The sequence below is a fragment of the Allobosea sp. 05T422_2 genome, assembly GCF_056396265.1.
In genome coordinates this window covers 1-2,234 of sequence record NZ_JBFTLD010000472.1, presented here as the reverse complement: position 1 = coordinate 2,234, position 2,234 = coordinate 1, and the positions used below count along the sequence as shown (strand labels likewise).

Annotated in this window: 5 protein-coding genes and 2 pseudogenes; 5 read left to right on the top strand and 2 right to left on the bottom strand. The window is 64.0% G+C overall.

Features of this window, described 5'->3' with window-relative positions:
* Positions 1-119 (bottom strand): annotated as a pseudogene (locus AC1DJT_RS36270) (co-chaperone GroES); the annotation flags it as partial.
* Positions 120-503: 384 nt separating this feature from the next.
* Here AC1DJT_RS36270 and AC1DJT_RS36265 point away from each other — a divergent pair.
* From AC1DJT_RS36265 to AC1DJT_RS36255, 3 genes are read left to right on the top strand one after another with little or no spacing between them, the layout of a single operon-like run.
* A complete protein-coding gene (locus AC1DJT_RS36265; protein ID WP_476836009.1) occupies positions 504-917 on the top strand; it encodes a hypothetical protein in 414 nt (137 codons plus the stop codon).
* Positions 914-1,198: a hypothetical protein gene (locus AC1DJT_RS36260; RefSeq protein WP_441509198.1), complete on the top strand. Its 285-nt coding sequence runs from the start codon at positions 914-916 to the stop codon at positions 1,196-1,198. The genes AC1DJT_RS36265 and AC1DJT_RS36260 overlap by 4 nt, the downstream gene beginning before the upstream one ends.
* Positions 1,195-1,368 (top strand): hypothetical protein, encoded by a 174-nt coding sequence (locus AC1DJT_RS36255; protein WP_441509199.1) that lies wholly within the window; start codon positions 1,195-1,197, stop codon positions 1,366-1,368. The genes AC1DJT_RS36260 and AC1DJT_RS36255 overlap by 4 nt, the downstream gene beginning before the upstream one ends.
* Before the next feature lie 47 nt (positions 1,369-1,415).
* Here the strand turns inward: AC1DJT_RS36255 and AC1DJT_RS36250 are convergent, their stop codons facing one another.
* On the bottom strand, positions 1,416-1,610 hold the full coding sequence (locus tag AC1DJT_RS36250) for an ABC transporter substrate binding protein (RefSeq protein WP_441509200.1): 195 nt from the start codon (positions 1,608-1,610) through the stop codon (positions 1,416-1,418).
* A 21-nt stretch (positions 1,611-1,631) separates the two neighbouring features.
* Here AC1DJT_RS36250 and AC1DJT_RS36245 point away from each other — a divergent pair, with 21 nt between their 5' ends.
* Positions 1,632-1,847 (top strand): hypothetical protein, encoded by a 216-nt coding sequence (locus tag AC1DJT_RS36245; RefSeq protein ID WP_476771100.1) that lies wholly within the window; start codon positions 1,632-1,634, stop codon positions 1,845-1,847.
* A 146-nt stretch (positions 1,848-1,993) separates the two neighbouring features.
* Positions 1,994-2,234 (top strand): annotated as a pseudogene (locus AC1DJT_RS36240) (IS6 family transposase); the annotation flags it as partial.

The following is a 2,234-nucleotide window of genomic DNA, read 5'->3' as shown; positions in this document are numbered from 1 at the left end:
ACTTCACCCTCTTGGGGCTTTTCCTTGGCGGTTTCGGGGATGATGATGCCACCCTTGGTCTTCTCTTCGCCATCAAGGCGACGGACCACGACGCGGTCATGCAGCGGACGGAACTTCATGGTTCTGTCTTCCTCTAAGGTAGAAACGGAACGCGCGGCCTGCGTGAAAACACAACCGGCATCTGTTAGCAGTCTCGGGTGTCGAGTGCTAACGGATGCCGCGGAGATAGGCGCGCGCCCCTGCGAGAGTCAAGAAGTCATCCTGTCCTGTGGTCGATCCCGATGACGGCCTGCAGTTGGCGACATCAACGTACCGTAAGAGATCGCCGCGCTGTTCGGTCTCGCCAGCCTGCGCGACCTGCCCGATCTCGAAAAGCTCGAGGAAGGGCCGATGCAGTGCCGTGGCCACGACAATTTGCCGTGATCGGCCACTTGCAGGACGACATCCTGTCGTTATGTTGGGTCCCTCGACGGACGAATCCGTGCGCCAGACAAGGAACGACCATGACGCTTGCTGAATTCATCGCCAGCCGCGAGGAATCCGCTGACGTCGGCGCAGTCATCGGCGACGACCTGGTCGAGGGGATGYCGGGATATACCTATCTCGGCTCGCTCTATATCGAGCGCCTGCCTAGCGGCGTCTTCAATCTGCGCATCGGGACCGGCGAACACCGGTCCGCCGACATCGCCGAACTGGAATCGAAGCTGTTCGACGCCGCCGTCTCGGAAGGCTTGATTGCCGAGACCGGGGACGAGCGCCGGACCCGCCTCGCCGCCGCCTATGTCGAGCGCATCGGATACGACCCGTTCGAGGACGATCCGACGATCAGCGCCGACGAGGTCGAGCAGGCGCTCCGGGATCATGCGCTTGAAATCGCCAAGGCCGACGCCGAAGCGTCGAAGGCAGGCACGTCATGAACGTCGACGTCATCACCACCCGCGCCAACAGCGCGCTCCGCAAACTCGACGTCGCGCTCTGGACCAAGTTCGTCCGGGCGGAGGACGAGAGCATCGACGATGCTTACGAGATTTTCTGCGGCGTCCGCGACACCGGCTGGTCGGTCCAGTGCGGGCATCACTGCGCCACCATCAATCGCTGGATCGAACGGGAGGAGACCATGCAGTCGTGGGACTATCCCTCCGTCGAGACGGCGTTCGCACTGCTGCCGGAACTGCTGCAGCGGGAGGGCTGGCGATGACCGCCGACGAATACCGGGACGCGCTCAAGCGGCTTGGCTTGAACCAGCACAGCGTCGCGCCGCTGCTCGGCATCACGACACGGACCAGCCAGCGCTACGCCGCCAAGGGCGCGCCCGCCACGGTGCGTCTGCTGCTGGCCTATCTCGAACGATACGGGACGCTCAAGTAGAAGGCGCCGAAGGTGTCTCCTGGCCGGTTCGCGCCCAATAGCCGACATCATTCAATGACCTCCGTTGCCTGTGCGAGGAGCGTGGTTGACACCGTAAGGCCCAGCGCTTTCGCCGTCTTGAGCTTGTTGACGAGATCGAACTTGGTCGGCCGCAACACTGGCAAGTCGGCTGGCTTCTCGCCCCTGAGAATTCGGCCGACATAGATGCCGACTTGGCGAAGCGCACTTGATCCGAGCCTCACGATCCGGTAGTTGCGGCGGTCTTGCGCGCCCTCTTGGGTCTTGCGGGCGGTTCCACCACTGGCTCCCCAACAGCTTTCGCCAGTGGCGCGCGCTTCGCCTGGATGCTCTCCGGCGCGGCCACGACCGCGGTCGGTGCGCTTGCCTTGACGCGCGAGGCGCGTTTTGGCTTTTCTGCGACCGTGGTCGCAGCCTCGACAATGGGTTCAGGCGCAGACGCGGCGGCCTTGCGCGACTGACCAAGGCCGGACGCCTTCGCCAGGGCCGATCGGGATTCCGCATAGCTCGGCGCGACCATCGGGTAGTCCGCCGGAAGGTTCCATTTCTGGCGGTGGCGTTGTCACGTTAACTCCGGCATGGCGGCAAGCGGTGTAGGTGGGCGTGCATGACCCTGCCGGCCATCAGCTACAAGCGCCATCGGTTCCCACCGGCGATCATCTCCCATGCGGTGTGGCTGTATTTCCGCTTTCCCCTGAGCCTTCGCCTGGTGGAGGAGATGCTTCTGGAGCGCGGCATCCCCGTCTCCTACGAGACGGTGCGGCGCTGGGCCTTGAAGTTCGGGCGGGATTACGCCGGGATTACGCCCACCGCCTGAAGCGCAAGAGGCCGAGCCGCCGCGACCTTTG